The organism is Thalassospira lucentensis, assembly GCF_001613805.1.
Lineage (GTDB): Bacteria > Pseudomonadota > Alphaproteobacteria > Rhodospirillales > Thalassospiraceae > Thalassospira > Thalassospira lucentensis_A.
Genome location: NZ_LPVY01000001.1, coordinates 66,401 through 90,026 on the forward strand (window position 1 = coordinate 66,401; position 23,626 = coordinate 90,026).

The 23,626-nt window shown below is 57.1% G+C and carries 20 protein-coding genes and 2 pseudogenes; 15 read left to right on the forward strand and 7 right to left on the reverse strand.

Annotated features, from left to right (window positions below; all coding sequences use genetic code 11):
• Nucleotides 1-9 precede the first annotated feature (9 nt).
• The 3 genes from AUP42_RS00290 to AUP42_RS00300 all read right to left on the reverse strand — a co-directional run bounded on the left by AUP42_RS00290 (nucleotide 10) and on the right by AUP42_RS00300 (nucleotide 3,083).
• The gene (locus tag AUP42_RS00290) at nucleotides 10-1,176 is read right to left on the reverse strand and encodes a homocysteine S-methyltransferase family protein (protein WP_231858107.1); all 1,167 of its coding nucleotides are present in this window, start codon (nucleotides 1,174-1,176) and stop codon (nucleotides 10-12) included.
• A complete protein-coding gene (gene metF / locus AUP42_RS00295) occupies nucleotides 1,124-2,026 on the reverse strand; it encodes a methylenetetrahydrofolate reductase (RefSeq protein WP_062947790.1) in 903 nt (300 codons plus the stop codon). Before metF ends, AUP42_RS00290 begins: the two co-directional genes overlap by 53 nt.
• Nucleotides 2,027-2,105: 79 nt before the next feature.
• Entirely contained in the window at nucleotides 2,106-3,083 is a 978-nt protein-coding gene (locus tag AUP42_RS00300) for an ArsR/SmtB family transcription factor (protein WP_062947792.1), read from the reverse strand.
• 304 nt (nucleotides 3,084-3,387) lie between these two features.
• On the opposite strand from AUP42_RS00300, the gene AUP42_RS00305 reads away from it, so the two are divergent.
• On the forward strand, nucleotides 3,388-4,173 hold the full coding sequence (locus AUP42_RS00305) for a VacJ family lipoprotein (protein WP_231858108.1): 786 nt from the start codon (nucleotides 3,388-3,390) through the stop codon (nucleotides 4,171-4,173).
• Nucleotides 4,174-4,187: 14 nt separating this feature from the next.
• The gene (locus AUP42_RS00310) at nucleotides 4,188-4,835 is read left to right on the forward strand and encodes an MlaC/ttg2D family ABC transporter substrate-binding protein (RefSeq protein WP_231858109.1); all 648 of its coding nucleotides are present in this window, start codon (nucleotides 4,188-4,190) and stop codon (nucleotides 4,833-4,835) included.
• Between the two features lie 130 nt (nucleotides 4,836-4,965).
• Here the strand turns inward: AUP42_RS00310 and ettA are convergent, their stop codons facing one another.
• Nucleotides 4,966-6,648: an energy-dependent translational throttle protein EttA gene (gene ettA, locus AUP42_RS00315; RefSeq protein ID WP_062947796.1), complete on the reverse strand. Its 1,683-nt coding sequence runs from the start codon at nucleotides 6,646-6,648 to the stop codon at nucleotides 4,966-4,968.
• Nucleotides 6,649-7,186: 538 nt separating this feature from the next.
• Here ettA and AUP42_RS00320 point away from each other — a divergent pair.
• From AUP42_RS00320 to modC, 8 genes are all read left to right on the forward strand, one after another.
• The gene (locus tag AUP42_RS00320; RefSeq protein WP_062947798.1) at nucleotides 7,187-7,444 is read left to right on the forward strand and encodes a DUF4212 domain-containing protein; all 258 of its coding nucleotides are present in this window, start codon (nucleotides 7,187-7,189) and stop codon (nucleotides 7,442-7,444) included.
• 35 nt (nucleotides 7,445-7,479) lie between these two features.
• Nucleotides 7,480-9,246, forward strand: a complete 1,767-nt coding sequence (locus AUP42_RS00325) for a sodium:solute symporter family protein (RefSeq protein ID WP_062947800.1) — start codon at nucleotides 7,480-7,482, stop codon at nucleotides 9,244-9,246.
• Between the two features lie 114 nt (nucleotides 9,247-9,360).
• On the forward strand, nucleotides 9,361-11,229 hold the full coding sequence (locus tag AUP42_RS00330; RefSeq protein WP_062947802.1) for a DUF294 nucleotidyltransferase-like domain-containing protein: 1,869 nt from the start codon (nucleotides 9,361-9,363) through the stop codon (nucleotides 11,227-11,229).
• A 2-nt stretch (nucleotides 11,230-11,231) separates the two neighbouring features.
• Nucleotides 11,232-11,921, forward strand: a complete 690-nt coding sequence (locus AUP42_RS00335; RefSeq protein ID WP_062947804.1) for an exonuclease domain-containing protein — start codon at nucleotides 11,232-11,234, stop codon at nucleotides 11,919-11,921.
• Between the two features lie 75 nt (nucleotides 11,922-11,996).
• A complete protein-coding gene (locus tag AUP42_RS00340) occupies nucleotides 11,997-12,512 on the forward strand; it encodes a hypothetical protein (protein WP_062947806.1) in 516 nt (171 codons plus the stop codon).
• 169 nt (nucleotides 12,513-12,681) lie between these two features.
• Nucleotides 12,682-13,470: a molybdate ABC transporter substrate-binding protein gene (gene modA, locus AUP42_RS00345; protein WP_062947808.1), complete on the forward strand. Its 789-nt coding sequence runs from the start codon at nucleotides 12,682-12,684 to the stop codon at nucleotides 13,468-13,470.
• Nucleotides 13,471-13,476: 6 nt separating this feature from the next.
• On the forward strand, nucleotides 13,477-14,169 hold the full coding sequence (modB, locus tag AUP42_RS00350; RefSeq protein WP_082824615.1) for a molybdate ABC transporter permease subunit: 693 nt from the start codon (nucleotides 13,477-13,479) through the stop codon (nucleotides 14,167-14,169).
• Nucleotides 14,166-15,281, forward strand: coding sequence for a molybdenum ABC transporter ATP-binding protein (gene modC / locus AUP42_RS00355; protein ID WP_062947809.1), 1,116 nt, complete (start codon nucleotides 14,166-14,168; stop codon nucleotides 15,279-15,281). Before modB ends, modC begins: the two co-directional genes overlap by 4 nt.
• Here the strand turns inward: modC and AUP42_RS00360 are convergent.
• Nucleotides 15,278-15,658: a winged helix-turn-helix domain-containing protein gene (locus AUP42_RS00360; protein ID WP_062947811.1), complete on the reverse strand. Its 381-nt coding sequence runs from the start codon at nucleotides 15,656-15,658 to the stop codon at nucleotides 15,278-15,280. The two genes, modC and AUP42_RS00360, sit on opposite strands and share 4 nt — an antisense overlap.
• 71 nt (nucleotides 15,659-15,729) lie before the next feature.
• Nucleotides 15,730-16,677, reverse strand: coding sequence for a 2-hydroxyacid dehydrogenase (locus AUP42_RS00365; RefSeq protein ID WP_062947813.1), 948 nt, complete (start codon nucleotides 16,675-16,677; stop codon nucleotides 15,730-15,732).
• 244 nt (nucleotides 16,678-16,921) lie between these two features.
• Between AUP42_RS00365 and AUP42_RS00370 the strand changes: the two genes are divergently transcribed.
• The 5 genes and pseudogenes from AUP42_RS00370 to AUP42_RS21820 all read left to right on the forward strand — a co-directional run.
• Nucleotides 16,922-18,175 (forward strand): sarcosine oxidase subunit beta family protein, encoded by a 1,254-nt coding sequence (locus AUP42_RS00370; RefSeq protein WP_062947815.1) that lies wholly within the window; start codon nucleotides 16,922-16,924, stop codon nucleotides 18,173-18,175.
• 11 nt (nucleotides 18,176-18,186) lie between these two features.
• The gene (locus AUP42_RS00375; RefSeq protein ID WP_062947817.1) at nucleotides 18,187-18,507 is read left to right on the forward strand and encodes a sarcosine oxidase subunit delta; all 321 of its coding nucleotides are present in this window, start codon (nucleotides 18,187-18,189) and stop codon (nucleotides 18,505-18,507) included.
• Complete coding sequence (locus AUP42_RS00380) at nucleotides 18,504-21,497, forward strand: sarcosine oxidase subunit alpha (RefSeq protein WP_062947819.1); 2,994 nt, start codon at nucleotides 18,504-18,506, stop codon at nucleotides 21,495-21,497. The genes AUP42_RS00375 and AUP42_RS00380 overlap by 4 nt, the downstream gene beginning before the upstream one ends.
• 32 nt (nucleotides 21,498-21,529) lie before the next feature.
• Nucleotides 21,530-22,081, forward strand: coding sequence for a sarcosine oxidase subunit gamma (locus tag AUP42_RS00385; RefSeq protein WP_062947821.1), 552 nt, complete (start codon nucleotides 21,530-21,532; stop codon nucleotides 22,079-22,081).
• Nucleotides 22,082-23,067: 986 nt separating this feature from the next.
• Nucleotides 23,068-23,204: pseudogene (locus AUP42_RS21820) on the forward strand (IS5/IS1182 family transposase); the annotation flags it as partial.
• Between the two features lie 129 nt (nucleotides 23,205-23,333).
• Here AUP42_RS21820 and AUP42_RS21475 read toward each other — a convergent pair.
• Nucleotides 23,334-23,626 (reverse strand): annotated as a pseudogene (locus AUP42_RS21475) (aldehyde dehydrogenase (NADP(+))); the annotation flags it as partial.

The window sequence follows — 23,626 nt, forward strand, 5'->3', positions numbered from 1 at the left end:
TTCCCGGCATCAGGCGGCGTTGAACGGCTCAAGGCCCGAAAGGCGCATTTTCGGTTCGATCACGGGCAGTTTGCGCGGATTGGCATTTGCCACGGCATCGGCAATCGCCTTGATATGGGGTGGCGTCGTGCCACAGCACCCGCCCAGCAGATTGACCATACCGGTTTCGGCCCATTCCTTGACCAAAGCCGCCATTTCGGCATCCGACTGGTCATATTCGCCAAATTCGTTGGGCAGGCCCGCATTGGGATAAACCGATACACGGCATTCGGCAATGCGCGACAGTTCCTGAACATAGGGGCGCAACTGTGCCGCCCCCAATGCGCAGTTCAGCCCGATCGAGAACGGCTTGGCATGACGGACCGAATTGTAAAACGCCTCGGTGGTCTGTCCCGAAAGCGTCCGGCCCGACGCATCGGTGATGGTGCCCGAAATCAGAACCGGCACATCTTCACCGCGTTCTTCAAGCACCTCGTCGATGGCAAACAGGGCCGCCTTGGCATTGAGCGTATCGAAAATGGTTTCCACCAGAAGCGCATCCGCTCCGCCATCCAGAAGGCCATTGACGGCTTCCTTATAAGCTTCGCGTAGCTGATCGAAGTTAACACCGCGGAAACCCGGATTGTTCACATCGGGCGAAATCGATGCGGTGCGGTTGGTCGGGCCGATGGCACCATTGACAAAGCGCACATCGCCGGGATGGGCGGCTTCCCATTCATCACAGGCCGCGCGCGCGATTTTCGCACTTTCGTAATTGATCTCGTAGGCAAGGCTTTCCATGCCGTAATCGGCCTGCGCAATTGTCGTCGCACTAAAGGTATTGGTCCCCTGAAGGTCCGCACCCGCGGCAATATATTGCAGATGGATATCCTTGATGATGTCAGGCCGGGTCAGGGACAGCAGATCGTTGTTGCCCTTCAGATCCTGTTTCCAGTCGGCAAAGCGTTCGCCGCGATAATCTTCCTCGCTCAGCTTGTGCTTCTGGATCATGGTGCCCATCGCACCATCAAGGATCAGGATTTTGTTTTCGGCCCGTTTACGCAGCAGGGCAATGCGTTCCTTGCGGTCATTCATCATCGTCATCCAGTCGTTTTGATCATGCAGGCTGTTTGGGCGGGTCAGTTCAGGCAGCGGCCTGTGCAACACCGCGAATACCCAGCGCATGACAGATGGCATATGTCAGTTCGGCACGATTTAGCGTGTAGAAATGGAAATCGGTAACACCCTCGGCCATCAGGCCCTCGACCTGCGAAATGGCTTCGTGAAAGGCGACCATGCGACGCGTGTCGGGATCTTCGTCAAGGTCTTCAAACCGCCAATGCAGGCGTTTGGGCACCGATGCCCCGCACATATCGGCAAATTTCAAAAGCGACCCGAAATTGGTCACCGGCAGGATACCCGGCACAATCGGTGCGGTGATCCCGGCAGCAGCACATTTGTCGCGGAACCGAAGAAAAACCTCGTTATCAAAGAAGAACTGCGTGATCGCACGGTTCGCACCGGCATCGATCTTGTGTTTCAGATATTCGATTTCGAAATCGGTATTGGGGGCATCCGGGTGGGTTTCCGGATAGGCCGAAACCGAAATATCGAAATCCGCAATCCGCTTAAGCCCTTCGACCAGATCAACCGCATAAGGATAACCACCCGGCGTCGGGACATATTTATCGCCCGCATCGGGCAGATCACCGCGCAGGGCAACAATTGACCGGATACCTTCATCCCAGTAATTGCGCGCAATACCTTCGATTTCTTCCTTGGTATGGCCAACACAGGTCAGGTGGGCTGCCGCCGGAATGCCGGTTTCGCCCTGAATGCGGGTGACACTGCTATGCGTGCGGTCGCGGGTTGATCCGCCTGCCCCGTAGGTTACCGAAACAAAAGACGGGTTCAGCGGCGCCAGACGGTGGATCGAACGCCACATGGTTTCTTCCATCTTTTCCGTTTTCGGCGGAAAGAATTCGAATGAAACCCGCAAATCGCCATGCGAAGTGCCCTGTGGTGCGATGTCGTTTTTAACCGTCATTCTTTTAATCCTGTCTTGTCGTTCCGGTGGAACGGGTCGTTATGCGTTATTATTGTTGGCGATAAGCCTACCCGACTAATTACTCGGCGGCCTCGTTATTGTTATTTGCCTGCAATGCCTTCTGCCCCTGCTCCGATGCATGTGCGGACCAGATCCGCACCGTCAAGGGTTTGCCGGGCAGGCTTATGACATCACCGGGCGAAAGTTCACATGCGCGAAACCACGTATTGATCGCCCCGTCTTCAAAACCAAGCCGACGGTGCGCGTGCTCCTCGCGCAGTTCCTCACGGTCATGGGTTGCGAAATCAACCACCACCAGCCTGCCATTCGGCGCCAGCACACGGGCGGCTTCGGCAATGGCGGCTTCGGGGCGTTCGGCGTAATGCAGCACCTGATGCAGGGTCACAACGTCAAACATCCCTGCGGGATAAGGCAGTTGATACATATCGGCCTGCCGTACCAGACAGTTCGACAGATCGGCACGCTGCAAACGTGCGCGTGCGACCGCCAGCATCTCGCGCGACATATCAACACCGACACCTTCTTCGGCCGTTTTGCCCAGAAGTTCCAGAATCCGGCCCGTACCGGTCCCGATATCAAGAATCCGGCCCCCGGAAAGATCGCCGATGGCATCAATCAGGGCCTGCTCGACGACCGTTTCATCAATATGAAGCGACCGGATGCGATCCCAGTCATCGGCATTGGCCCGGAAATATTCGCGGGCAATCTGTTCGCGCTGCGCCTTGACCTGCTCCAGCCGGGCACGATCCAGGGCCAGTATCTCGTCACTTTCGGGCAGAAGGGCAAGAACCGGCTGAACCAGTTCCGCACCGGGGCCGCTATTGGGGGTGCGATAAAATACCCAGGTGCCTTCACGGAATCGGACAAGCAACCCGGCTTCGCACAGCAGTTTAAGATGGCGCGACACACGCGGCTGGCTCTGCCCGATGATCTGGGTGATCTCGCTGACGGTCAGTTCGCATTCGGCACAGATCGCCAACAGGCGAAGCCGTGTCGCTTCTGCCGCCGCGCGCAATCTTGCAAGAACCTGTTCCATTTCAGCGCCTCCATTGATCTGACCAAAGACATAAAGATATGTTTATATTTAATCAAGACCTATTTACCCACTCAAAAGGAGTATGGCAAAAAGGCAACATGCCAAATCCCATTGATCAGGCTCATAATTTTGTGTGCTGGCGTTTAAAACTTCCCTATGCTAACCACATGGATATCTGAGACGTGTGCATCGCACATTCCTGTTTTCTTCGCGGGCAGCAGGTTGGGTAATGTTCTTGAAGTCCCGATTTCAAGGGCGTCTCGGGGTCGGGGAAAGTTTGTATCGAAATCGTTTGGCAAAAATAATGAAACTTCGAACTTTGCTTTCGCTGTGCGCTGGTGCATCTCTGTCCATGCTGACAGCATGCGCGTCCACCCAGCCGGCACAGGACACAAGTGACTATGACCCCCTCGAACCGGTAAACCGGGTCGTTCACGGGGTTAATGGTGCCGTTGATTTTATGGTCCTTTACCCCGCCGCCATGTGGTATCGCGACATCGCGCCCCAACCGGTCAAAACCGCCGTCCGCAGCTTTGTGCGCAATATCGGTGAACCGGTCAATGCGCTGAACTCGCTGCTTCAGGGTGACCCTGATCAGGCCGCTGACTCGGTTCAGCGCTTCATCATGAACACCACGATCGGCTTCCTTGGTTTCAATGATGTGGCTGCCGATTTCGGCATCGCCTATCATTCCGAAGATTTCGGCCAGACTCTTGGCCATTACGGCATCGGTGGCGGTCCTTACATCGTCCTGCCGCTGCTTGGTCCGTCGAACCTGCGCGATACCGCCGGTATTGCGGTCGATTATGTAAGCAATCCGCTGACCTGGGGCAGCCGGAACAGCGAAACCCTTGATACGCTCTATCTCGGTTCGCTGGCTCTGACCGCACTCAATGCGCGCTACAGCACGCTCAACCAGCTTAACGAATTGCAACAAACCTCGATTGACTATTATGCTGCTTTGCGTAGCCTCTATCGTCAGCAACGTAACGCCGCCATTCGCAACGGCGCAGAACCTTCTGCACCGGAATTCGAAGACGAAAGCGCTTCTGCCGACTTTGATGACGCGTTTGAAGCAGCAGCAAATTAATGGTTCGGTCGAACATGAAAAGCAGAATTGCGATTCCCGCTTTGGCGGCAGCAATCGTCAGTGTGACCGGCCTTGTGGCCGGTCCTGCATTTGCAGGTAACGCGACTTCCGCATCGTCCCATACGGTCGAGGTCGCAGCCAGCCGCAGTGCAACCGACGTCATCAAAACCCTTGCGAGCGAGGCAATTGTCGGCCTGACCGATCAATCGCTAAGCAACGACACCCGCCGGCAGAACTTTGTCGCGCTGATGGATCGTTACTTCGCAATGGATGTGATTTCCCGGTTTGTCCTCGGGCGCTACTGGCGCTCCATCTCCGAGGAAGAACTCAACGAGTTCGCCGATCTCCTGCAGGACTATCTGGCCCTTAACTATGCCAGCCAGTTCAAGGATTTCAATGGCGAGCAGTTCGTTGTCGGCGACGAGAAACAGCAGAACAAGGATACCTTCGTCAACTCGCAGTTCGTCCGTCCGGACGGCCCGCCGGTGTCGATCGTCTGGCGTCTGCGCGAATTCGGTGATGAATATAAAATCATTGATGTGACCGTCGAAGGCCTCAGCATGGGCATCACCCAGCGCGACGAATTTACCGCTGTCATCCAGAAAAATGGTGGCGAGGTTTCCGCCCTGACGGAAAACCTGCGGGTGAAAGTCGGAAAATAATTCCGTCGCAACCGGAACAGAAATCAAAAAGCCACCGGTAACTTGCCGGTGGCTTTTTTCATGCTTGCGCCCGAATGCCAACCCAAGATGCCCGCAAAAGAAAAGGCCGCCCGATGGGCGGCCTTTGTCATTAACCGCGGGTCAGCGGCTTGTATTTGATGCGATGCGGACGATCCGCCGCGTCGCCATAACGACGTTTGTAATCCGCTTCGTATTCCTGATAGTTGCCTTCGAACCATTCGACATGCGAATTGCCCTCATAGGCCAGGATGTGGGTCGCGATACGGTCAAGGAAGAAACGATCGTGCGAGATAACCACGGCACAACCGGCAAATTCCAGCAGACCTTCTTCAAGCGCACGCAGCGTATCGACATCAAGATCGTTGGTCGGTTCGTCAAGCAGCAGAACGTTCGCGCCCGATTTCAGCATCTTGGCAAGGTGAACGCGGTTACGTTCACCACCTGAAAGCTGCCCGACTTTCTTCTGCTGATCGGCCCCTTTGAACGCGAACTGCGATACATAGGCACGCGAGCTCATCGGGCGTTTGCCCAGAAGAATTTCATCCAGCCCGTCGGAAACTTCCTGCCAGACGGTTTTGTTCGGATCAAGCGAGTCACGCGACTGATCGACATAGCCCATCTTGACGGTTTCACCGATCTTGAGCGTACCGGCATCCGGTTTATCACTGCCAGTCAGCATCTTGAACAAAGTGGTTTTACCCGCACCGTTCGGACCGATCACACCAACGATGCCACCTGGCGGCAGACGGAAATGCAGATCATCAAACAGAAGCTTGTCACCAAATGCCTTGGTCAGACCTTCGGCCGTGATCACCTCGTTACCAAGGCGTTCGGCAATCGGAATAACAATCTTGGTTGAATCCGGAACCGCCTTGGCGGCTTCGGCAACGAGATCGTCATAGGCACGGACACGGGCCTTGGATTTCGCCTGACGGCCTTTCGGGTTCTGACGGATCCAGTCAAGTTCGGATGCAAGCTGCTTCTGACGGCTGCCTTCCTGACGGGCTTCCTGATCCAGACGCTTCTGTTTCTGTTCCAGCCAGGATGAATAGTTGCCTTCATACGGAATGCCCTGACCACGGTCGAGTTCAAGGATCCAGCCGGTAACGTTATCGAGGAAGTAACGATCGTGGGTGACCAGAATGACAGTGCCCTGATAATCTTCAAGGTGACGTTCCAGCCACGCAACCGATTCCGCATCCAGATGGTTGGTCGGTTCGTCAAGCAGCAGGATGTCAGGCTTTGCCAGCAACAGACGGCAAAGCGCAACGCGGCGGCGCTCACCGCCCGAAAGCTTGCTTACGTCGGAATCCTTGGGCGGGCAGCGCAGCGCGTCCATGGCGATGTCAAGCGTCCGCTCAAGATCCCAGCCATTGGCCGCATCAATGCGTTCCTGCAATTCGCCCTGCTCGGCGAGGAGATTGTTCATCTCGTCGTCGGTCATCGGCTCGCCAAACGCCATGCTGATTTCGTTAAAGCGCGCCAGATCGTCAACAATCTGACCACAGCCTTCCATGACGTTACCCAGAACGTCCTTTGCCGGGTTCAGTTGCGGTTCCTGTTCAAGGTAACCAACACGGACACCCTCGGCAGGCCAGGCTTCACCCGAAAAATCCTTTTCGATACCCGCCATGATTTTAAGCAGGGTCGATTTACCGGCACCGTTGTTCCCGAGAACACCGATCTTCACACCCGGCAGGAAGGACAGCGTGATGCCTTTGAAAAGTTCACGACCACCCGGAAGGATCTTGGTCAGGTCCTTCATGACGTAAATATACTGGTAGGATGCCATTAAATTCCCCATCCAAAATGTGAGAAATCCCGGACCATGCCGGGACATGCGGATCATCGCATTGCGACCATCCAGAAAGCTTTGCCCGTTTGTAACCGACCGGCCCCTTACAAACAATGACAAACAACGGCAATCACTGTGATGCGCTTTGAATGTGTGCGGGTGGAAACGACGCGGGCCAAAACGCGTCGCAAAACACCCCGTTCGGGGCAAAATCAACCGTTAATAATGCAGAATCAAACAAATATGCGCGTATTTCGATTAAAAACAGCATGCCATTGTGCAGCGCCGAACAATGTCGAAAAAATGGCGGATTTTGTGGGTTTTTTCAGTGTTTCCAGCAGGTTGGGGAACGCAGGAGCCCTAATATATACGACTAATGATTAGCTTCTGGCGCATTCTGAAAACTGTTATCGAATTTGTTGGCAATGGTGTGTGCAGACGCCACCACTGCATCAAAAGCAGGCGGACCGGGACAAAAAAGAACTCAATAACCGGTCGGCAGGGAAGTTTTCATTTTCTAGGAAGGAGACGCGCTATGGATGAGCAAAGCGCAGCCTACTGGAAGCGAAACGTAAAACTGGTGACCACTTTGCTGATCATCTGGTTTGTCGTTTCCTACGGTTTCGGCATCTTGTTTGTCGATGCGATGAACAGCATCAAGATTGCGGGCTTTGAGCTCGGATTCTGGTTTGCCCAGCAAGGGTCCATTTACGTCTTTGTCGCGTTGATTTTCGTCTACGTGAGCAAGATGAACAAACTGGACCGTGAATTCGACGTTCACGAAGACGACTGACGTCAACAAAGTTCCGGATCCGGGGAGACAGACAAATGGATCTTACTACCCTTACCTATATTGTCGTCGGTCTGAGTTTCGCGCTGTATATCGGCATCGCGATCTGGGCCAAGGCAAGCACCACCGGCGAGTTTTATGTCGCTGGCAAGGGCGTTAACCCGGTCGTCAACGGTATGGCGACCGCCGCAGACTGGATGTCTGCTGCATCCTTCATTTCAATGGCCGGCCTGATCGCCTTCCTTGGCTATGGCGGCTCGGTTTACCTGATGGGCTGGACCGGCGGCTACTGCCTGCTGGCAATGCTTCTGGCACCTTACCTGCGTAAGTACGGCAAATTCACCGTGCCGGAATTCATCGGCGACCGTTACTATTCCAAAGCAGCGCGTATCGTTGCCGTTATCTGCCTGATCTTCATCTCGTTCACCTATGTTGCAGGCCAGATGCGCGGTGTTGGTATCGTGTTCTCGCGCTTCCTCGAAGTCGAAATCCTGACCGGCCTGATCGTCGGCATGGGCATCGTCTTCATCTATGCCGTTCTTGGCGGCATGAAGGGCATCACCTACACCCAGGTGGCACAGTATTGCGTGCTGATCATTGCCTATACCATTCCGGCAATCTTCATCGCCTTCCAGCTTACCGGCAATCCGCTGCCGCAGCTGGCATTCGGCTCCACGGTTAACGGCACGGGCGATTACATGCTCGACCGTCTGAACCAGATCGTGACCGAACTGGGCTTCCTTGAATATACCACCACCAGCAAATCGACGATCGACATCTTCTGCATCACGCTTGCGCTGATGGTCGGTACGGCAGGTCTGCCGCACGTTATCGTCCGCTTCTTCACGGTTCCGAAGGTCCGCGATGCGCGTTCTTCGGCCGGTTGGGCACTGGTCTTCATCGCGATCCTTTACACCACTGCCCCGGCAGTTGGCGCAATGGCTCGCCTGAACCTGACCGAAACCGTCCAGATCGGCGCCGTTGGCGATCCGGAAGGCAACCTTAAAGTCGAAGATCGTCCGGACTGGATGAGCCGTTGGGAAGCCACCGGCCTTCTGAAATTCGAAGACAAAAACGGCGATGGCCGTATCCAGTACTATAACGATGCCAACAAGGACTTTGCCGCCAAAGCCGCCGAATATGGCTGGGCCGGTAACGAACTTAAAGTTGACAACGACATCATGGTTCTGGCCAACCCTGAAATCGCACAGCTTCCGAACTGGGTGATTGCCCTTGTCGCTGCCGGTGGTATTGCCGCCGCACTGTCAACGGCAGCCGGTCTGTTGCTTGTGATTTCGTCGGGTATCTCGCATGACCTTCTGAAAGGCACATTGACGCCGGATATGACAGAAGGACAGGAACTGATGGCCGGTCGTATCGCAGCAGCCGTTGCGATCCTGATTGCCGGTTATCTGGGATACAATCCGCCCGGCTTCGTGGCGCAGGTGGTGGCCTTTGCCTTCGGTCTGGCTGCCGCATCGCTGTTCCCGGTTATCATCATGGGGATCTTCTCCAAGAAGGTTAACCGTGAAGGCGCGATTGCCGGGATGCTTGTCGGCCTGGTCTTCACCATGGGTTATATCATGTCCTACAAGGGCATCTTTATCCCGGTGCTGATCGAAAACGTTCCGGCAAACTGGCTGTTCGGCATTTCGCCGGAAGGCATCGGTGTTGTTGGTATGATCCTGAACTTCCTCGTTGCTTTCGGCGTGTCGAAAGTTACGGCGGAACCGCCGGCACATATCCAGCACATGATTGAAGACATCCGCGTTCCGAAAGGAGCCGGTGGCGCCGTTGACCACTAATCGGTCGACTGGTTTGCAAGAAACCTGTTGCTGGCCCCCGGAAGTTATTCCGGGGGCCTTTTCTTTTGCCTCGAAGTCGGGCAACAATGCACCACGACAGGGAGGAATGGTCATATGAGTCTGGAACTAAAAGAAATCAGCGATTTCCTCAAACAGCATCACCCGTTCGATCTGTTGCCAGACGACGTGATCGAGGCGTTGCCAAAGCGCCTTACCGCGCGCTATTTCCGCAAAGGCACCAAAGTCCTCTCACCCGAACAGCAATGCCTGCATCTGCACATCATCCGGACGGGCGGAACCGAAACACGCGATCCCGATGGCCAGCTTCTTGCCCGCCTTGGCGAAGGTGAATGTTTCGGCGTACGCGCGATGTTCCGCAATGGCAAGGCCGCCAACAACATCACCATGCTCGAAGACAGCCTTGTCTATCTGCTGCCCGAAAAGGATTTCCATGATCTGGCGGGGAAATACCCGCAGTTCAATTACTTCTTTGAACAGATGGGCGGTGCCCGCCTTCGCAGCGGCATGCAGTTGCTTGAAAAGCGTGACGATGATCAGCTTAAACTGATGTCCATCCGGGTATCCGACCTGATCGCGCGGGACCTTGTCAGCATCGATATCGGTGCCTCCATCCTCGAAGCCGGCAAACTTATGAGCAGCGAACGGGTTTCCTGCCTGCTGATCACGCAAAACGGGGACGAGGTCGCCGGTATCATGACCGACCGCGACCTGCGCAACCGCGTTGTTGCCGAAGCCCGGTCCTTTGACGAACCGGTGACAAATATCATGACCCCGAACCCGATCAGCATCGGGCCGGACGATTATGCCTTTGACGCGCTTCTGACCATGACGCGCAACAATGTCCGTCACCTTCCGGTGATGAAGGATGGCAAGGCAATCGGCGTGATTACCACCAACAACCTGCTGGCGCGCCAATCGCTTTCCGCCGTCCACATGGTGGGACGCATCCGCAAGATGACCAGACCGGCAGACATGGCAAAGGTCATTGCGCAAATCCCCGAATTGCTCAGCAACCTGATCGAAGCCGGGGCGACATCGCGCAATGCGGGGCATATTGTCACCACCCTCTCGGACGCGGCAACATCACGCCTGCTGCAACTGGCCGAGGAAAAATTCGGCCCGCCGCCGGTGCCTTATGTCTGGATGGCGGGTGGATCGCAGGGACGGCAGGAACAGACCGCCCTTTCGGATCAGGATAACTGCCTGATCCTTGATGACGCCTATGATCCCGAACAGCACGGCGACTATTTCAAATCACTGGCCGATTTTGTCTGTGATGGCCTTGATACCGTCGGCTACATCTATTGCCCCGGCGAGATGATGGCGAAAACCGACGAATGGCGTCAGCCGGTCCGTGTCTGGCAGCAATATTTCAACAAATGGATCGAACAGCCGGAGCCAAAGGCCCTGATGCTGTGTTCCGTCTGGTTCGACCTGCGGGTGATCCATGGGACACGTGCGATCTTTGAAGACCTGCATCGGATGATTGTCACCAAGGCAAAGGGCAACCGCATTTTCCTGGCCTATATGGTTGGCAACGCCCTCACCCATCACGTGCCGCTTGGCTTCTTTAAAAACTTTGTCATGATCCGTGGCGGCGAACATGATCGCACGCTGGATATGAAACATAACGGCGTGGTGCCGATTGTCGATATCGCGCGCATCCATGCGCTTGCGAACGGCATTGACGTGGTCAATACCTATGAACGGCTCGAGGCGGCGATGGCCTTCCCCTCCATCAGCAAACAGGGGGCGTCCGACCTTCTGGATGCGTTCGAATTCATCAGCATCACGCGCCTGAAACATCAGGTCCGGCAAATTCGTGACGGCGACCGCCCCGATAACTTCCTGCATCCCGAAAGCCTGTCGGCATTTGAACGCACCCATCTGAAAGATGCGTTTTCGGTGATCAAGAATCTCCAGGCCGCCCTTGAAAGCGCCTTTGGCAAAAGCGGGACATAACAATGGGCCTGCGTCAGAAAATCATCGATAGCGACTTTTACCGCCAGATGGTCCAGCGTCGGGCAACCGGGCCGCTTCGCGCCTATTACGATATCCCGGCTGCCGATCCCGATACGCCGGTCCGCGATGTCGAATTTGTCGCCCTTGATCTGGAAACCACCGGCCTTGATCCGAAACAGGATGAAATCGTTTCGATTGGCCTTGTGATCATTCGCCGCCTTGAAGTCGATTTTTCAAGCTGCCAGCATCTTCTGGTGCGCCCCAAAAAGGAACTCAGCGAAAGCTCGGTGATCGTGCATCGCATTTTCGATACCGATGTCGAACAGGCACCCGATATCGAAATCGCGCTGGCCCATATCCTGCCGATTCTGGCCGGTCGGGTTCTGGTGGCCCATCACGCGCCGATTGAACTGGGCTTTCTTGGTCATGCCTGCAAACGTTACTTTGGCGCATCCCTGCAAATGCCGACCGTCGATACGCTGGTACTGGCGCTTCGTGATCTGCACCGGCAGGGGCAACCGATGAAGGCCGGGGCGCTGAAACTGGAATCACTGCGCCATACCCACAACCTGCCGCCGTATCGCGTTCACAATGCCCTTTCCGATGCGATTGCCGCATCCGGGCTGTTTCTGGCACAGATTGCCAAGCGTGATCCGAAAGGTGAACTTGAGCTTCGCCGCGTGCTGCGCTAATCCGTTATCAGGGGAAACGGGAACACCCGCCAGACTGATCAAGTCATAACAATAAATCAGGGGACTTCGCGCCGGATGTATGTGTTTATTCTGACGACCGTTGTGGTCGGTTTTGCCTGTGCCGGTGTCGTCATGCTGCTGTTTCGCCTGTGGGGGCGAAAGGCACCGAAATATGTCATTCCATTTGTCGCGGCAATCGGCATGTTTGCCTATATGATCTGGGACGAATATAGCTGGTTTGATCGCTATTCGTCACGCCTGCCGGGACAGATCAGCATCGTGCAGACTTTTGCCGACGAAAATCCGTTTGCACCCTGGACGCTGATTTCGGCACCGGTTAACCGCTTTACCGCCATCGACAGCGAAAAGATTGTCGTTAATCCGGATAACCCCGATCAGAAGCGGGTCACCACCCTGCTGCTTAAAAAGGGTGCCGAAACGCTCGCCCTGACCCATCTGGTGGAGTGCGGTGCGAACAGGCGCGGATATATCACCGCCCAAACCGAACTGGACGCCAACGGTTTCCCGACCGGCCTTGATGAATGGTTCGCCATGAATGACGACGATCCGCTGCGATCGGTCTGCAACTGAACCGGACATTCCAACCATTCAAGACAGGGATCGGCTTTGCCGGTCCTTTCTTTTTGGCGATCCCGACCGGTTTCGTCCTGACGGTGCAGGTGGTTGACGCCCCGCTATATTTCATGAAATATAGCGGGGATTATTCTCCTTTCCCACCCCCATCAGCACGGTTTTTCCCATGCGCCATCTGATCCGAACCGGCCTTGCTTCCCTGTTGTTTCTGGCTGCCGCAACGGCTGCCCGCGCCGAGGAAATCACGGTCTTTGCCGCCGCCAGCCTCACCGATGCCATGACACAGGTAGCCCAAAGCTATGCCACGGCGACCGGCGACACATTGCAGCTATCCTTTGCCAGTTCATCGACACTGGCCCGCCAGATCGCCGCAGGCGCCCCGGCTGATCTCTATATTTCAGCCAATCAGAAATGGATGACCTGGCTTGCCGATCAGGACCTGATTGCCGCCAACAGCCGCCATGACCTTCTGGCCAATGCGCTTGTCCTGATTGCACCAGCCGACAGCGACCTTGCCCCGATCACGATCAATTCCCAAACCGATCTGACCAGACTGATCGGTGACGAGGACCGCATCGCCGTTGGCGACCCGGACCATGTTCCTGCCGGGATTTACGCCAGACAGGCACTTGAAAACCTTGGTCAGTGGGATGCCGTCGAACCAAGGCTGGCGCGGGCTGACAATGTGCGCGCCGCCCTGGCACTGGTAGAACGCGGCGAGGCACCGCTTGGCATCGTTTACGCCACCGATGCCGCCATCGCGACCGATGTTAAAATCATCGCCACCTTCCCCGAAAACAGTCATCCGGCCATTACCTATCCGGTTGCCATCACCACCGGGCAAACAAACCCCGCCGCGGTAAAATTGCTGGCGTGGCTTTTGGGGGATGACGCAGGCGTCATTTTTGCGGAATATGGTTTCAATCGCCCGGCAACCAGCCCGAAGACACAATAACAAACCATGATCACACTCACCGAAGCCGAGATCGAAGCCCTGCTGCTAAGCCTGCGCATTTCCGGCGTGGCGGTGATATGTGCCCTGCCCTTTGCCATTCTGGCCGCTTCCCTTCTGGCGCAGGCACGCTTTCCCGGCAGGATTTTAATCGATGCCCTGGTGCATCTGCCCCTCATCCTGCCACCGGTTGTGATGGGCTATCTGCTGCTGATCAGTTTTGGCACCCGCGCGCCGCTTGGTGCATGGCTGCTGGAAACGTTCGATATCCGTCTGATTTTCAGTTGGACCGGGGCGGCACTGGCCGCGGGGATCGTCAGCTTCCCGTTTCAGGTGCGCGCCATCAGGCTGGCACTGGAAAATATCGACCCCGGTCTTTATCACGCCGCCGAAACGCTGGGGGCCGGGCCGGTTGACCGGTTTTTCAGCCTGACATTGCCGCTGGCCCTGCCCGGTATCATTGCCGGTGCGATTACCGCCTTTGCCGCAAGCCTTGGCGAATTTGGTGCCATCATCACATTCGTGTCGAACGTTCCGGGTGAAACACGCACCCTGCCGCTTGCGATCTATACCGCGATCCAGACACCGGGCGGTGAACTCGCCGCCGCACGCCTTGCGGCCATTTCCATCGGACTTGCCCTGATCGGGCTCGTACTCTCGGAATTTGCCATGCGCCATATTCGCAAAAGGGCCCGCGCATGAGCATTTCCGTCGATATCCGCCACAAGATCGGCAAGTTGGACCTGCATGCGCAGTTCGATATTGCCGAGCCCGGCATTACCGCCCTTTTTGGCCCGTCAGGCAGCGGTAAAACCACCATCATCAATGCGATTTCCGGGTTGCTGCGCCCGGATCGGGGGCGGATCACCATCCATGACCGTGCTGTATTTGACAGCATGAAGCGGATCAATCTGGCACCGCGCAAACGCCGGGTTGGCTATGTCTTTCAGGATGCCAGACTGTTCCCGCATCTGAGTGTCGCGGCCAATCTGTTTTACGGCCATAAACGCTGCGACCGGCCCATGAACAAAGCCGCCTGTGATGATGTCATCGCGATGCTCGGTATCGGCAATCTGCTATCGCGCCGCCCCAACCTTCTTTCCGGCGGCGAGAAACAGCGCGTCTCGCTGGGCCGGGCATTGCTGGGCAATCCGGAAATCCTGCTGCTGGACGAACCGCTCTCGGCCCTTGATCAGGGCCGCAAGAACGAGATCATCCCCTATCTGGAAAATCTGCGCGACGCACGGCAATTGCCGATCCTTTATGTCAGCCACGCGATTGATGAAGTCGCCCGTCTGGCCGATCATATGGTGGTGATGGAAGGCGGCAAAACGCTTGCCAGCGGATCGGTGTTTGACATGCTGGGCCGAACCGACCTTGCCCCGCTTGCCGGGCAGTTCGATACGGGAACCGTACTTCCGGCCACGGTCAAAAGCCGCGATCCGCAGGGTGTCATAAGCTTCCTTGACTGTGCCGGGCAACGATTTGTCGTGCCCTTCCTTGGCAAGAAATCCGGAAGCCCGGTGCGCCTGCATATCCGTGCACGGGATGTGATGATCGCCCGGACAGCCCCGACCGGGATCAGCGCCAACAACATCCTGCCGGTAACGATCCGCGATATTGCCGATAATGGCGGCGATACGCTGGATGTCACGCTGGGGCTGGGTCATGACGATACCGGTGAAAACCGCACAATCCATGCCCGCATCACCCAATGGTCGGCAACACGCCTGAAACTTGTCATCGGACAAAGGGTCTTCGCGGTGATCAAATCGGTCACGGTCGACGGGCATTTGCGCGCCGACGATCTTTAAGACCCGTCTTCAGTCGGCGGGGACGGATCGCCCGCCAGTTCATCGGCAAGCTTGCGTAACTGATCCGCCAACGCTTCGTCCGCACGGGTTTGCGCATCGTCGTAAATCGCAATGATCCGCATCCCCGTCCCGGTCAGGCTGGCCCCGCCACGGCCTGCACCCCCCATCCGGGTTTCAACAACCGGGGCGGCAAAGCTTCTGTTCAATTCTTCAAGCAGCATCCATGCCCGGCGATAGGACATGCCCATCGAACGCGCCGCCGCCGAAATCGACTGTTCACGATCAATCGCACGCAGCAGATCGATCTTGCCATAACCAAGGCGAACCCCATCGGGCAATTCGATTTTAAGCCGGATTTTAAGGTCGGTTTTGCTCATGACGGACAATCTAGCGCCTTGGTCACATGCGCGCTACTGCCAACCGCGAAACGGGTCCGGTGCCGATACAATCAGTTAACCGGGCTCACCAGCGTCCCGTCCGCAAACCACTGTGCCAGATTATCGACCACCATCTGCGCCATCGCATCGCGGGTTTCAACCGTGCCACTGGCGTTGTGGGGATACAGCACGACATTGTCAAACTCGGCAAAGGCACGGTCCATATGCGGTTCATTATGGAACACATCCAACCCCGCCCCGGCAATCACGCCATCCCGAAGTGCCGCAATCAGGGCCGGTTCATCAATCACCGAACCACGGGCGATATTGATGACAAAACCGCGCGGGCCAAGTGCCTTCAAAACGTCGGCATTGATGATCCCCTGTGTCGCCGCCCCGCCGGGGCAGGAAATCATCAAAACATCCGCCCAGTTCGCAAGCCCGATCAGATCGGCCTCATAGTGATAATCGACCGGTTTTTTGGATCGTCCGAAATAACCGATTTCCATGCCAATCGGCTCCGCCCGCGCGGCAATCGCCTGCCCGATCCGGCCAAGCCCGACAATGCCAAGTTTCTTGCCCCGCGCCGTTGTGGTTAACGGCATCGCCCCCTTTTCCGACCATTGTCCGCTGCGCGCCCAATGATCACCAACAACCAGCCGCCGAAGCGTCGCCAGCAGCAGCATGATCGCGGTATCGGCCACATCGTCATTCAAAACATCGGGCGTATTGGAAACGCGAATGCCGCGCGCCGTACAGGCCGCGATATCAATCGCATCATAACCGACCCCGAAACTTGTAATGACCCTAAGGTTCGGCAGTTTCCCAATCAGCTCCGTCGGCACCCCGACCCCGGCGGTCGAAACAAGGGCCGTAATCCTGTCTGCCACATTGGCCAGAAACGCGTCCTTGTCCGTCGCCTGATCCCAGCGATGCAGTTCGTATTTCGCAGCAAGTTCTTCCATATGACGCGGCCGGATGGCCGAAACAACGAGGATATGTTTGTCAGAACGTGACATCGGGGCTTCTCCGTTGGTGGCGGGAGCCATCAGACTAGCGGCATGCAACTTGTAAAACAAGAGAACAGGACAATTAACAGGCCCGTGCGCATGCCCCTGAACTTGCCACCTGTCGCTGCGCCATTGCACACTACCTGCCCGGATGGCGAATATGTACAACAGATATGACGCAAATATCCAATCGCGACGTCGCAAATTCACATCTAATCGTGCAAAATCATGACACTTGGTGGAGCCGCTTCTCATGACGCATTTTTCTGCTTTGTCGCTGTTAAAGAATGCTCTTACAGGACAAAAGAACTGGCAGGAGCAATGGCCCGACAGCCAACCGAAGGCAGAATATGACGTCGTTATTGTCGGTGCTGGCGGGCACGGGCTTGGCGCGGCCTACTATCTGGCCAAGGAACATGGCATCACCAATGTCGCCGTGATCGACAAGGGCTGGCTGGGTGGTGGCAATACCGGGCGTAACACCACGATCATCCGGTCAAACTATCTTTATGATGAAAGTGCGCGGCTTTATGACCATGCCGTTGATCTCTGGGAAGGTCTTAGCCAGGACCTGAATTACAACGTCATGTTTTCGCGCCGCGGCGTTCTGATGCTCGCACACAATGTTCACGACGTTCAGTCCTTCCAGCGCCACATCCATTCCAACCGCCTGAACGGTGTCGATAACCGCTGGCTCACGCCCCAGGAAGCCAAGGAATTCTGCCCGCCGCTTAATATTTCGCCCAACGCACGCTATCCGGTCGTCGGTGCCGCGCTTCAGATGCGTGCCGGAACCGCCCGCCACGATGCGGTTGCGTGGGGCTATGCGCGCGGGGCATCACAACGCGGTGTCGACATTATCCAGAACTGCCCGGTCACCGCGATCCGCCGCGGGCCGGATGGCGCGGTCGAAGGTGTCGAAACCGCCAAGGGCTTTATCCGTGCCAAAAAGGTTGCGGTTTCGGCCGCCGGTCACACCAGTGTCGTTATGGAAACAGCCGGTGTGCGCATGCCCCTTGAAAGTTATCCGCTTCAGGCACTGGTATCCGAACCGGTCAAGCCGATCTTCCCCTGTGTCGTCATGTCCAACACCGTGCATGCCTATATCAGCCAGTCGGACAAGGGCGAACTCGTGATCGGGTCGGGCACCGATCAATATACCAGTTATTCGCAACGTGGCGGCCTGCCGCTGATCGAACATACGGTTGCCGCGATCTGCGAGATTTTCCCGATCTTCAACCGCATGCGGATGCTGCGCAAATGGGGCGGCATTGTTGACGTGACCCCGGATCGCTCCCCGATCCTTGGCATGACCCCGGTACCCGGCCTTTACGTCAATTGCGGTTGGGGCACGGGCGGGTTCAAGGCCACCCCGGGGGCTGCCCATACGCTTGCATGGACGGTTGCCAAGGGCACCCCGCATGACATCAACGCCCCCTTCACGCTGGACCGTTTCCGGACCGGCCGTCTGATTGACGAAGCGGCCGCAGCCGCCGTCGCACACTGAGGAGAACGAACATGCTTCTCATCCATTGCCCCTATTGCGATGAAACGCTGCCGGAACTGGAATTCACCTATGGCGGCGAAGCCCATATCGCGCGTCCGGAAAATCCGGCGGACAAAACCGATGATGAATGGCGCGATTTCCTGTTCATCCGCACCAATGTCAAGGGACCGCATTTCGAACGCTGGCGTCATGCCCATGGCTGCGGCCGGTTCTTTAACGCCGTGCGAGACACCGTCTCGGACCGGTTCCTGACGACATACAAGGCGGGCGAACCGCGCCCTGACCTTGCCGTTTTGCTTGAAGATGCCGCAAAGAAGGAGTCTTCGAAATGACCGCTTTCCGTGTTCCGGGGCGTGGCCGGGTCCTTCACAATCGGCCGGTTTCCTTCACCTTTGACGGTGACACCTATCAGGGCCTGGAGGGCGACACCGTCGCATCTGCCCTGATCGCCAACGGTGTTCACCTGATGGGGCGTTCGTTCAAATATCATCGTCCGCGTGGCCCGATTGCGGCGGGCTCGGAAGAACCGAATGCCCTGATCGGAACACGCCGCGGCAAGGGACAGTTTGAACCCAACACGCGCGCAACCGTGCAGGAAATCTGGAACGGGCTTGAAACCAACAGCCAGAACAAATATCCCAGCCTGAAATTTGATATCGGCGCGATCAACGACCGCCTTTACATGCTGTTTTCCGCCGGGTTCTATTACAAGACCTTCATGTGGCCGCGCTCCTTCTGGGACAAGGTTTACGAACCCTTCATCCGGGCGGCTGCCGGTCTTGGCGTATCGCCGACCGAACCCGATCCGGACAATTACGCTTCGCGTTATCTGCATACCGATATTCTGGTTGTCGGTGCCGGTCCTGCCGGCCTTGCCGCCGCACGTGCCGCCGCTGAATCCGGGCTTCGCGTCACACTGGTCGATGAAAACGCCGAACCGGGCGGAACGATTTTAAGCGAACCACAGGCAAAAATTGACGGCAAACCGGCATGGGACTGGCTGGAGGCCGAGCTTGATGCCCTGACCGACCTTGGTGTCCGGATCATGACCCGCACCACAGCGATTGGCTATTACCATCAGAACATGATCGGCCTTTGTCAGAAACTGACCGATCATCTCGAAAAACCGGCCACCGGCACCCCGCGGGAACGCATGTGGCGGGTCCGCGCCAGACAGGTCATTCTGGCGCAGGGTGCGCTTGAAAAGCCGCTGGTATTTGATGGCAATGATCGTCCGGGCGTGATGCTGGCCGGGTCGGCGCAAACCTATCTGAACCGCTATGGCGTGCGTGTCGGAAACAATGCCGTCGTCGTCACCAGCCATGACAGCGCATGGTATGCGGCCTTTGATCTGGCATCTGCCGGAACGAAGATCGGGGCCATTGTCGACACCCGCCCGACCCCGAATGCCGACCTTGTCAAGGAAGCCGCCGCACGCGGGATAACGGTCTTTGCCGGTTATACCGCAACCGGCACGTCTGGCCGCCTGCGCATCAAATCGGTGCGGATCAACAAGGTTGAAAATGGCACCGTGCTGGCCGCCCAGACACTGGCTTGCGACAGCCTTCTGGTCTGCGGGGGCTGGACCCCGTCGCTCCATCTGTTTTCCCATACCAAGGGAACGCTTAAATGGGATGACCAAAGCCAGACCTTCCTGCCCGACCGCATTACCGAGGATTGCCAGATCGCCGGTGCCGGGCGTGGGCTTTGGGGGATCGAAGCCGCCCTTAATGACGGGGCCGCGATGGGCGCTGCCGCGGCCAAAGCACTTGGCAAAACCGCCACGGTCAAAACGCTTTCGGTTGCCGATGATCGCCCCGGTTCGGGTGCCAGCCACACCGAACTTCCGACCGATCTTGATGCTGGCAAGGCCCGCGCCTTTGTCGATTATCAGAACGATGTGACGGCCAAGGATTTGCGCCTTGCCGTACGCGAAGGCATGCGCTCGATCGAACATGTCAAACGCTATACCACCAATGGCATGGCAACCGATCAGGGCAAGATGTCAAACATCAACGGCCTGAACATTGCCGCCGATGCGCTTGGCAAGAAACAGCCCGAAGTCGGCCTGACCACGTTCCGCCCGCCCTATACCCCGACGACCTTCGGGGCGTTTGTCGGCTATCACAAAGGTGATCATTTCGAAGTCACCCGCAAAACCCCCATCGATAGCTGGGCCGAAGAAAATGGTGCCGTATTCGAACCGGTCAGCCTGTGGCGTCGTGCATGGTATTTCCCCAAGGACGGCGAAGACATGGACGCCGCCGTGCGTCGCGAATGCCGCGAAACGCGCAAATCGCTTGGCATGTTTGACGCATCAACCCTTGGCAAGATCGAGGTGGTCGGCCCCGATGCGGTCGAATTCATGAACCGCATGTATACCAACCCCTGGACCAAACTTGCCCCCGGTCGCACCCGTTATGGCCTTTTGCTTGGCGATGATGGCTATATCCGCGATGACGGCGTGATTGGCCGTCTGACCGATGACCGTTTCCACATCACCACCACCACCGGTGGGGCGGCGCGTGTGCTGAACATGATGGAAGATTACCTTCAGACGGAATGGCCGGATCTGAAAGTCTGGCTGACATCGACCACCGAACAATGGGCGACCATTGCGCTCAATGGTCCGAATGCCCGTAATCTTCTGGCCCCGTTTGTCGAGGGGCTCGATATTTCCGACGAAGCCTTCCCGCATATGTCGATAGCCGAGTGCACGGTTGCCGGTTTCCCGGCCCGCCTGTTCCGCGTCAGCTTCACGGGCGAACTTGGCTTTGAGGTCAATGTCCCTGCCCGTCATGGCCGTGCCCTTTGGGAAACGCTGTTCGCGGCGGGTCAGAAATACGATATCTGCCCCTATGGCACCGAAACCATGCATGTCCTGCGTGCTGAAAAGGGCTTCATCATTGTCGGTCAGGATACCGACGGGACGGTGACGCCTTATGACGCGGGTGCCGGTTGGGCGGTTGGCAAAAACAAGCCCGACTTTGTCGGCATGCGGGCCCTTAACCGCCCGGACCTGACGGCAGAAGGCCGCAAGCAGTTGGTCGGGCTTCTGACCGATGATGGCACGTCCAAACTTGAAGAAGGCGCACAGATCGTCCTTGATCCGAACCAGCCGATCCCGATGAAGATGGTCGGCCACGTGACATCGTCCTATCACAGCGACGCGGCAGGTCGCCCGATTGCCCTTGCCCTGATCGAAGGCGGCCACGGCAAGACCGGCGAAACGGTTTATATCCCGATGCCCGACCGGACGATCAGGGCCACCATCACCGGCACGGTCTTTTACGACCCCGAAAATGCGCGTCTCAAACTTTAAATTCCAAGGTCATACAAGCGGAGATGACTGCAATGACTGCACATATCGACCTGTCCAAAGCCGGGATACTGGCCGAAAGCTCCGCCGTGCGTGTAGCACTTCTGCCCCCTGTCGCCCGCTTTTCACTCCGGGCCGCAACGCCCGAACAGAAAGCCCTGTCAAAGGCGCTTGGCGTAACCCTTCCGGCCAGAATCGGCCAGTGCGGGCGCAAAGGGGATATTGAAATCATATGCCTTGGCCCGGACGAATGGACGATCATCGCTCCCGAAGGTCAGGCAGGAACGATTACCGATGCCTGTGCCGCGATCTATGCCAAAACCCCGCACAGCCTGACGGAAATTTCCGACCGCGAGGTCACCGTCCATATCACAGGCCCGAAGGCCAGCGACCTGATCACCATCGGATGCCCGCGCGACCTTGATCAGCTACCAACCGGCGAAGCACGCCGCACGGTTTTTGACGGTGTGTCCGCGGTGCTTTGGCGGGATGGCGATCAGGATTACCGCCTCGATCTCTGGCGCTCCTTCGCCCCGCATGTCATCGCCCTTCTGGAAACAGGTTGCGCTGAACTGGCGGGCGAATAACCCGACACTCAGGCTCTTTGCAAAGCTGCCGCAAACCGGAACCGACGCTTCGATATGGCACCTCGACCAACGGCATTTCCCCGCAAAGCCACGTCACGACCCCCAGCCCGCCCCACAGCCGACGACGGCCCCAACGGCAAACCACCTCCGCCAAAACCGGACTTCCCACAACCCGGGAAGTCCCGACAGACCCGGGGCTTCGGCATCCCCGCTAATGCCGCGCAGACAGCGGCCTTCGGCCTCACAGCCCGCCCCGGTCACTTCCGGCCACGACAGCACTTCCCGCAACCGATGAAGTCCAGATACATTTCGGGCGTTCGCCATCCTCGCCAACGGACGGTCTCCGGACCCACGTCCCGCTCCCATCACTTCCGCAATGGCGACATTTCCGGAAACCGATGAAGTCCGGACACATTTCGGGCTCATGGGCCCCGCCGGTCCACCCCTGACGGGCCACAGCTCAACGCTGCCCCCTGCTGCCATCGTTGCCGCTCCCGGCAAATTTAAAGCTCCCTCCTCAAAAAGACGCACCTCTCCCGTCATGACAAATGATCGGGTTAGTCCCCTAGTCCTCGTTCTAGCCCTCGGGCAGAATGCCGCCATAATGGCTCCGCCATCCGCCGCCCCATATCCTGCGGATCACCCCGCCGCCCTGTCTGTATCTTTGCCGCTGCATCCTGATCACCTCTTTCATCCGGCCCCAAACGCAAAAAACCCGCGAGGCACAAGGCCTCGCGGGTTTCGGTCCGGGTGCTTTTCTCCCGTTGACTTTTCTCTTATGCCATAAACAAAAGAACAAATCAAGAACTTTTTAAAGAAACCGAATGGGAAGGAGGATTCGACACGACGCATCCTGCGCGCTCGGAAATCTAGAAACAACTCTCACGGGTACGTCCACCAGAAATGGCTATTCGCTATTGCGTGGCAATTGATGAGCCCTACCCGACGCGCCCCCATCGGATGCCCGGTTCGGCTTCGCGTAAATCCTCAATTACAGCACCACCAACAGATCCAGATACCGGAATACAAAAGCAGCCCGAGGGTCTGCAAAACCTGCCCGCCGCGCTATGCCTGTACGCAAAGCCGCAATCACACCAAGGTGGTAACACGCCATGTCTGGCAGACAGTAAAGCTTTCTCCTTAAAAAGACACTGCCCCATAAAAAAACGAACCCCGACAATAATGATGGGGTTCGTCAGCAGTCTGAAACCCCGCCATCGGCGGGGTTTGCTTTTTCTTGCATGGAAACGTCTCAGACCAGATCCACCGGCAGGACATCGGTGGGGATGTTCTGATAGCAGACCGGACGCAGGAAGCGACGGATCGACATGGTGCCAACCGATGTCGCCCCGAAATTCGTCGATGCCGGGTATGGTCCGCCATGCACCATGGTGTCGGAAACCTCGACCCCGGTCGGGAAACCATTGGCCAGAATACGACCCGCCTTGCGTTCCAGGATCGGCAGCAACGAACGCGCATCCGCCGCATCCCCGCCATCCATATGGATCGTGCAGGTCAGCTGACCTTCAAGCGCCCTGGCAATCG

Coding starts and splice junctions, on each gene's coding strand:
- AUP42_RS00290 (WP_231858107.1), bottom strand. CDS start 1,176: ATGCCATCTGTCATGCGCTGGGTATTCGCGGTGTTGCACAGGCCGCTG.
- metF (WP_062947790.1), bottom strand. CDS start 2,026: ATGACGGTTAAAAACGACATCGCACCACAGGGCACTTCGCATGGCGAT.
- AUP42_RS00300 (WP_062947792.1), bottom strand. CDS start 3,083: ATGGAACAGGTTCTTGCAAGATTGCGCGCGGCGGCAGAAGCGACACGG.
- AUP42_RS00305 (WP_231858108.1), top strand. CDS start 3,388: ATGAAACTTCGAACTTTGCTTTCGCTGTGCGCTGGTGCATCTCTGTCC.
- AUP42_RS00310 (WP_231858109.1), top strand. CDS start 4,188: ATGAAAAGCAGAATTGCGATTCCCGCTTTGGCGGCAGCAATCGTCAGT.
- ettA (WP_062947796.1), bottom strand. CDS start 6,648: ATGGCATCCTACCAGTATATTTACGTCATGAAGGACCTGACCAAGATC.
- AUP42_RS00320 (WP_062947798.1), top strand. CDS start 7,187: ATGGATGAGCAAAGCGCAGCCTACTGGAAGCGAAACGTAAAACTGGTG.
- AUP42_RS00325 (WP_062947800.1), top strand. CDS start 7,480: ATGGATCTTACTACCCTTACCTATATTGTCGTCGGTCTGAGTTTCGCG.
- AUP42_RS00330 (WP_062947802.1), top strand. CDS start 9,361: ATGAGTCTGGAACTAAAAGAAATCAGCGATTTCCTCAAACAGCATCAC.
- AUP42_RS00335 (WP_062947804.1), top strand. CDS start 11,232: ATGGGCCTGCGTCAGAAAATCATCGATAGCGACTTTTACCGCCAGATG.
- AUP42_RS00340 (WP_062947806.1), top strand. CDS start 11,997: ATGTATGTGTTTATTCTGACGACCGTTGTGGTCGGTTTTGCCTGTGCC.
- modA (WP_062947808.1), top strand. CDS start 12,682: ATGCGCCATCTGATCCGAACCGGCCTTGCTTCCCTGTTGTTTCTGGCT.
- modB (WP_082824615.1), top strand. CDS start 13,477: ATGATCACACTCACCGAAGCCGAGATCGAAGCCCTGCTGCTAAGCCTG.
- modC (WP_062947809.1), top strand. CDS start 14,166: ATGAGCATTTCCGTCGATATCCGCCACAAGATCGGCAAGTTGGACCTG.
- AUP42_RS00360 (WP_062947811.1), bottom strand. CDS start 15,658: ATGAGCAAAACCGACCTTAAAATCCGGCTTAAAATCGAATTGCCCGAT.
- AUP42_RS00365 (WP_062947813.1), bottom strand. CDS start 16,677: ATGTCACGTTCTGACAAACATATCCTCGTTGTTTCGGCCATCCGGCCG.
- AUP42_RS00370 (WP_062947815.1), top strand. CDS start 16,922: ATGACGCATTTTTCTGCTTTGTCGCTGTTAAAGAATGCTCTTACAGGA.
- AUP42_RS00375 (WP_062947817.1), top strand. CDS start 18,187: ATGCTTCTCATCCATTGCCCCTATTGCGATGAAACGCTGCCGGAACTG.
- AUP42_RS00380 (WP_062947819.1), top strand. CDS start 18,504: ATGACCGCTTTCCGTGTTCCGGGGCGTGGCCGGGTCCTTCACAATCGG.
- AUP42_RS00385 (WP_062947821.1), top strand. CDS start 21,530: ATGACTGCACATATCGACCTGTCCAAAGCCGGGATACTGGCCGAAAGC.